Annotated in this window: 8 protein-coding genes and 1 pseudogene; 8 read left to right on the plus strand and 1 reads right to left on the minus strand. The window is 44.9% G+C overall.

The genetic code is table 11. The annotated features are described in order from the left end of the window. Window positions 1-191: 191 nt before the first annotated feature. Window positions 192-2244 (plus strand): annotated as a pseudogene (locus TZ48_RS25875) (alpha-amylase). A 451-nt stretch (window positions 2245-2695) separates the two neighbouring features. Here the strand turns inward: TZ48_RS25875 and TZ48_RS25170 are convergent. Further along, entirely contained in the window at window positions 2696-2869 is a 174-nt protein-coding gene (locus TZ48_RS25170; RefSeq protein ID WP_239670867.1) for a hypothetical protein, read from the minus strand. A gap of 257 nt (window positions 2870-3126) precedes the next feature. Here TZ48_RS25170 and TZ48_RS24410 point away from each other — a divergent pair, with 257 nt between their 5' ends. The 7 genes from TZ48_RS24410 to TZ48_RS13595 form a co-directional block, all read left to right on the plus strand. Then, complete coding sequence (locus tag TZ48_RS24410; RefSeq protein ID WP_162674580.1) at window positions 3127-3273, plus strand: hypothetical protein; 147 nt, start codon at window positions 3127-3129, stop codon at window positions 3271-3273. Between the two features lie 51 nt (window positions 3274-3324). Further along, the gene (locus TZ48_RS13575; protein WP_112479550.1) at window positions 3325-3678 is read left to right on the plus strand and encodes a hypothetical protein; all 354 of its coding nucleotides are present in this window, start codon (window positions 3325-3327) and stop codon (window positions 3676-3678) included. 425 nt (window positions 3679-4103) lie between these two features. Beyond that, a complete protein-coding gene (locus TZ48_RS24415) occupies window positions 4104-4256 on the plus strand; it encodes a hypothetical protein (RefSeq protein WP_162674581.1) in 153 nt (50 codons plus the stop codon). A 74-nt stretch (window positions 4257-4330) separates the two neighbouring features. Next, window positions 4331-4540, plus strand: a complete 210-nt coding sequence (locus TZ48_RS13580) for a hypothetical protein (RefSeq protein WP_112479551.1) — start codon at window positions 4331-4333, stop codon at window positions 4538-4540. A gap of 25 nt (window positions 4541-4565) precedes the next feature. Then, window positions 4566-4937 carry a hypothetical protein gene (locus TZ48_RS13585; RefSeq protein WP_112479552.1) on the plus strand — a complete coding sequence of 124 codons (372 nt, stop codon included), beginning with the start codon at window positions 4566-4568 and terminating at the stop codon, window positions 4935-4937. A 9-nt stretch (window positions 4938-4946) separates the two neighbouring features. Beyond that, window positions 4947-5213: a hypothetical protein gene (locus TZ48_RS13590; RefSeq protein ID WP_112479553.1), complete on the plus strand. Its 267-nt coding sequence runs from the start codon at window positions 4947-4949 to the stop codon at window positions 5211-5213. Between the two features lie 94 nt (window positions 5214-5307). Then, window positions 5308-6000, plus strand: a 693-nt coding sequence (locus TZ48_RS13595) for a hypothetical protein (protein ID WP_162674582.1), incomplete at its 3' end; no start/stop codon positions are given.

The following is a 6000-nucleotide window of genomic DNA, read 5'->3' on the forward strand; positions in this document are numbered from 1 at the left end:
TCTCATAGGATTAACTGTGATACCCAAGACTAGCAAGATATTCCGCTTCTCCCCTCCTCCCCCGATTTACGCCCACACCAAGGTCATTTTGTGAGCAGGCGCAAATTCTAAGGCGTAGGCAGTGAGAAGGATGTGACTGACATTGATGCGTTTTATATTAGGCTCGGAAAACTACAAAAAATGGAATGAGCATGAAACATAAGACCCTACTTGCTTGCATGCTACTAGCCTCACCAGGGCTGCTAGCATCACCTAATATCACGGTTTCAACTTCAACCACCAGCCGTGACTATCCCATAACGGCAGATGAGCCATTGGTGATACCACTGACCAAAGATAAGTACCAATTAAAAGTCTCGGGCATTGATGGCAGCTGCGATCATCAACTGCCTAGCAAAATTAAGTTCAATACACCGATTCCTCTGTTGTGTGGCGAAGACTCAGTGCTGCCTCTTAACATCCGTTTTACCGGTGATTACTCCTTTAGCTACGACGAAGAAACCAAGTCTCTAATATTCAAAAGGCAACCTAAGAAAGTCGCCAAGAAAGAGTTCAAGCGCCCTATTCCCAATGTTCAATGCGCAGCATTACCGAGCGAGGCACAGACCATTGCTGTCGGTGATACCTATGCCGATGGTACTAAGCTAAAAGATGTCTTCACTGGAGATATAGTCACAGTAAAAAGCGGCAAAGTGACGGTAGTACCAAACGCGGCGTCTGGTGGTTTGACTCTACTCGAGCCTGTCGACACGATTGCGCTGTCTGATGAATTGAACTATCGAAACGCTAACATCTACTTTGTGATGGTCGATAGATTCAACAATTCCAATCCAGGTGAACCACAGCCATATGGGCGCCAATCTGATGGTAAGGACAACATCGGCACTTTCCACGGTGGCGATCTTAATGGCATTACCGAAAAGCTTGATTACATCCAATCACTTGGCACAAATGTGATTTGGCTATCACCGATTGTCGAGCAAGTGCATGGGTTTGTTGGCGGTGGCGACAGCGGTTCATTCCCATTCTATGGCTATCATGGTTACTGGACTCGTGATTTCACCAAGATCGATGAAAGCTTCGGTAACGACGCTGACTTAAAACGTCTCGTTGACGAAGCACACAAACGCGGCATCAAAGTGCTGCTGGATGCAGTCATTAACCACCCTGCTATTCAACACTTGCCGACATTCAATATGATGACCTCAACGTAATAAAGCCAGAGCACCAGTTACCAGCAATGTTTGCCAAGTGGCAACCTAAAGCATCAGAAAACTGGCACAGCTATCACAGCAATATCGACTACCAAAGCGAAGAGTGGAGTCATTGGTGGGGTGCAGATTGGGTTCGTACCGGTTTACCGGGCTACGACAAACCAGGTTCGAGTGACATTACTCTGTCGCTTGCAGGCCTTCCAGACTTTAAAACCGAATCCACTAAAGCGGTAACCCCTCCTCAGTGGCTGCTGGATAATCCCGGAACCCGCGTTGCCAAACGTGACAATTACACTGTTGCCGATTATCTCATTGAATGGCAAACGGATTGGGTGAAACGCTTTGGTGTTGATGGTTACCGTGTTGATACGGTGAAGCACGTAGAAGGCGAAGTATGGAAGAGGCTAAAAGCCGAAGCCACGCTAAGCCTAGAGCAGTGGCGCAAAGACAACAATCAATCGGGACAACCTTTCTGGATGATGGGTGAAGTCTGGGGACACAGTGCGTATCGCAGCCCCTATTTTGACGACGGCTTCAATGCACTCATCAACTTTGATATGCAGAAAAAGCTGGATAAAGGCGCGGCATGTTTCAGCCAAATGGCGGACACTTACCAAAGTTACGCAACTCAATTCAAGAGTCTGACGACTTTAACCCAGTAAGCTACATGTCTTCCCATGATACCGAGCTGTTCTTCAGCCGATTCAAAGACTACACCATGCAGAAAAACGCAGCGAATGCGCTACTTCTAAGCCCAGGCGCGATTCAGGTGTATTACGGTGATGAAGTGGGTAGAAATATTGGCCCATATGCCGACGACTTCCATCAAGGCACTCGCTCCGAAATGGTATGGACACTGAGTGATGACAAGAAAGCACTGCTCGAACATTGGCGCACGGTTGGTCAATTTAGAGATCGTCACCCAGCGATTGGTGCGGGTAAGCATACCGAGATAGCGAATGACAATGCTTATGTATTCTCTAGAGAGCTTGAGAGTGACAAGGTGATTGTTGCTTATTTTGGTAAGTAGTTGTCTCTAATATGCGTAGAAACGAACCTAGGTTGGCCTGGCTCTGTTCTTAGGTTTTGAACTAGCAAATGAATTTAAACGCCTCAATAGAAAGTTTTTCTAAATCTATTGAGGCGTTTTTTATAGCTAAGAGGTGAACCAATGCACTTGTCTACTACAGTCATTCCAAGGTCAGAGTTAAAAGCAATGAAGGTGCAAACCTCTACTTGGTCATTGAATTGGGTGCTGTCTTGGTGAACTGGCTTCTTAGTAAAGCGACCTGCTAGTTTTGATAGTGAATCAATCGTTACGCCTCCAATTGAGCCACTAGAGCCAATAATTGACGGTGTGTATGTAGGTGCATTACCTGTTTCAACTGTGATACACTTAATGTTCTCATTTATTCGTTGCCTCGAATGTTTGGGAATATGGCCCTGTACTGTTCCAGCAGTACGGGGCTTTTCTTTATCTGCTATTTAGCAATCTTCTTTTGAACTTCTCGTTTGGGTGAATAAAGACGCCCACCAACTACAATCCATCCACCATTAATCCATTTTGTTACCGCTTGGCGCTCTACATCCATATGTCGCGCAAACCATGATTGATTGCCTTCGAAGTGGCGCTCAATGAACTGTTCTAACTTCAAGTAAGTCTCCTTTGAATCTCGATTGGGTTTCATTGTTGAAATTTCTCTATATATAGCAATCTTTTTTGTAGTCGTTTTTTGATTACATATCCAAAGACTGATTCAAAACAAACAGCCTTACTTGAGATACAAAAAACCTCATTTTTGAGTTGCAATTGAGTTTTTATATGATTAATATCACTCCCCATCAACATTGGAGACTCAATTGAGGCTCTATAAATACTCAAATTCAGTTACATTAAAGGAGAGTTTTTAATGTGCTTATTGTGCTTTCTCAACTCTCATTTATCTACGGACTAATGGCGGTTGGTATCTATGTAGCTTCTTGGGCGTGGGTGTTAATCGGTATTCCAGCGTGTTTAGCGTGGGCAATCCGTTGGGGATTTAGAAAAGCAAAAGAGTGATACCAAGAACGCCACCAGCAACAACCAGTTTAGATACAGCGGCAACGATAAATGAGCACTCAAGAATTTGTAGCAGCGCTAGACGCGGCAGTAGCAGAACACAAAGCGAAGTACGGTCACAAAACCCATCGGTCTACCAATGATCATCCTGACCAAATCCTTAGTGATGGAATGGTAGTTCGCATGTTTGGAGTGTGGGGATACGGTGACGAAGGTATGACGCCAGCGTTTGATATTGAAATTGCTCTTGATGTGGCTTTAACGCTACGTGATGCGCTGATTCTGATTGAGCAAGAAGCTAACGAACGTCTAAAGCCGTTTGGCGCTGAGATTCGTCAGCATTTCCTAGAAGAAGTACGCGCAACACCGTTCTCTAATAAAGTTGTTTTTATCGTTGGCACCTAATGACCTTCTTATATTGCGAACAGTGTGATTGGGAACTGGCAGACGACGAGGGTCGCTCTACTGGTCTTTGTGAAGAATGCAGACCTCAAGAGGTTAATGATGAGTGAAGTAGACAAGCTTATTCAGGAATTGGAAGAACAATCATTCCAAGCGCAGCGTTCATAGGACATTGATAGCCGTTTTGGTAAAGCGCACCAGCTAGCCGCAAAGACGGTTTATGAGGGTGATTGCTTTAGGTTCTATTTCACTGACGCCCACAACGCAATTAAAGCGTTCGAGTCATTTAGCGGCTTTGGTGATGTAACCACGGACATTGGAACCTTCAACGCTGGTTACCAGGTAACGGTTTGGGTTCGTGGTCTAGATGACATTGATTCGGGTTTGGTTGTGGCGTTCGTAGATGATCACAACTTGGTGAGGTGCTAATGCAGATTCACAGAATGCCTTTACCAGTTCCTACACCAGTTAAGCGTAAGCGTGTACGGGTAGAGGTTGAACCAAATAGACGCGGTGACTTAGTTAAGCCGACTAAGCGCAGCAAAGCGGATAACGCCCGTATGTGGCTAAACGCATTTTAGTTTTGTATCGCTGGCGGCTTCGTTTTTCCTACTTTTTCAGGAGTCGCCAGTTTTTTTATTTGGAGGTTATCTCAATGCAGGTAACAGCAACTAATAAGAGCCACCAAGCGAAGGTAAACCGTTTCATTCGTTGGGATGAGAAGTATAACGCGCTGGTTGATGCAGAGAAGGACGGAACAAGCGCAGCATGGAACGCTTATGACAAAGCGGCTGAATGTTGGGAAGAACTACCAAAGCGAGAACGCACCAACATTGCAAAGCATATTGATACCACTGGTTACTGATACAAATTTTTAGAGGCAACGAACAATGAAAAAACTAGCACTTATCGCAGCATCAATCCTTGGCGGTTGTGCAACTACATCAACCACCAGCACTAAAGCAACAACCACACCGTTCGCTGGTGCCGTGGTTAAGTATGACGAGTTCGACCAAGTATGGCGTCATCGTTCTGGTACTTGGCGCTTACATAGCACTGAAACAATGTTGAAGTCTAAGAACGTCTACACCGCTAAGCACACGGTTCAAGTTCCTTGGGACTACTTCAAAGAAGTGTTTAGCAATCCAGAGACTAAAGGCTTCAAGCTACGTGCCACTGGTCGCAGTGATTTGGTTAACGTGATTGTACTTCGTGAACAGTACGAACAGATTCTTTTACAACTGGCAGGTCGCAACAAGTAGGCAATCACAATGCAATTTTTCAAACGACTAGTAAACGTTATGACTGTTATCGCTATCGCTGGTTTTGGAGTTCTTTCTTACTTAGAGGTTCAAGAACGCTACGCATTCGTTAACCGTTACATGACTTACACCGATAGCGGAATGCCTTTTTGGTCATACGCAGAGGTTATCCAAGAAGTAATGCCGTCACTTATTCCTATTGGCATTGGCGCTTTAGTTTGGGTGGCACTGCTTAGTTATCTATTCGGTGCTGGTTTCAAGATTTGGCATAAGTAATTAACTGGTCCTCATGGATGAGGGTTATTCCCAAAGTATCTAGGTGGGTACTTTGGGAATATCAAAACAAACACGTTACAGAGGCAACGTAAACATGAAAAAGACAATGCTAGCACTAACTATTGCTGCATCATTTGGCGCAATGGCTAACCAAGCTGTAGTTCAAGGCGATTGGACCGAAGACCTAGCACTAAAAGCAGACTACAACGCTAAAGCTATTGCTTACTCTCAGTACATTGAGGACGACGCGACACGCGGCAAGTTCCTAGACTACGTTATGTCTGGTAAGACTGAACAGAACCGTTCAAGCGCTGCTGACCTGGTTAAAGCTCTGAAAGATGATCCAAACGGTGAAGCTTATGCCAAGCAACTATCTAAGTTCTACGTTAAGTCTAAGTGGAACGAAGCTAAAGGCGAATATGAAGCTCAAGACTTTATGAGTTCTGTAATTGCTGATGCTGCATCTACTGGTCAAATCGACAAGAACGAAATGATCACGTTTAACGGTGAAACTAAGTCTTTTGGTGATTGGGCCAAACTAGCTCAAGCGAACCGCACCACTGACTACGACAAAGCATTCAAGAGCAACAAAGAGTTTGATAAGGACTTCTACGCTCCAACGACTGAGAGCAACTACAAAGACATTCAAAGCGTAAAGGCTTCTGGTGAGGCTGCTTATAACGAAGGTGTTAAGGCTTTTGCTAGCCAAGACCAACGCCTAAAAGAACATGAGCAAATTGCCGAGCGTGCCGCTCAAGTGGCTGACGGTGCTTACACTGAATTAAAC

This window comes from Vibrio variabilis (assembly GCF_003263785.1).
GTDB lineage: Bacteria > Pseudomonadota > Gammaproteobacteria > Enterobacterales > Vibrionaceae > Vibrio > Vibrio variabilis.

What these genes read in the sequence shown, in the direction of transcription:
- TZ48_RS13585 (WP_112479552.1), top strand. Translation starts at nt 4,566, where the DNA reads ATGAAAAAACTAGCACTTATCGCAGCATCAATCCTTGGCGGTTGTGCA.
- TZ48_RS13580 (WP_112479551.1), top strand. Translation starts at nt 4,331, where the DNA reads ATGCAGGTAACAGCAACTAATAAGAGCCACCAAGCGAAGGTAAACCGT.
- TZ48_RS13590 (WP_112479553.1), top strand. Translation starts at nt 4,947, where the DNA reads ATGCAATTTTTCAAACGACTAGTAAACGTTATGACTGTTATCGCTATC.
- TZ48_RS13575 (WP_112479550.1), top strand. Translation starts at nt 3,325, where the DNA reads ATGAGCACTCAAGAATTTGTAGCAGCGCTAGACGCGGCAGTAGCAGAA.
- TZ48_RS24415 (WP_162674581.1), top strand. Translation starts at nt 4,104, where the DNA reads ATGCAGATTCACAGAATGCCTTTACCAGTTCCTACACCAGTTAAGCGT.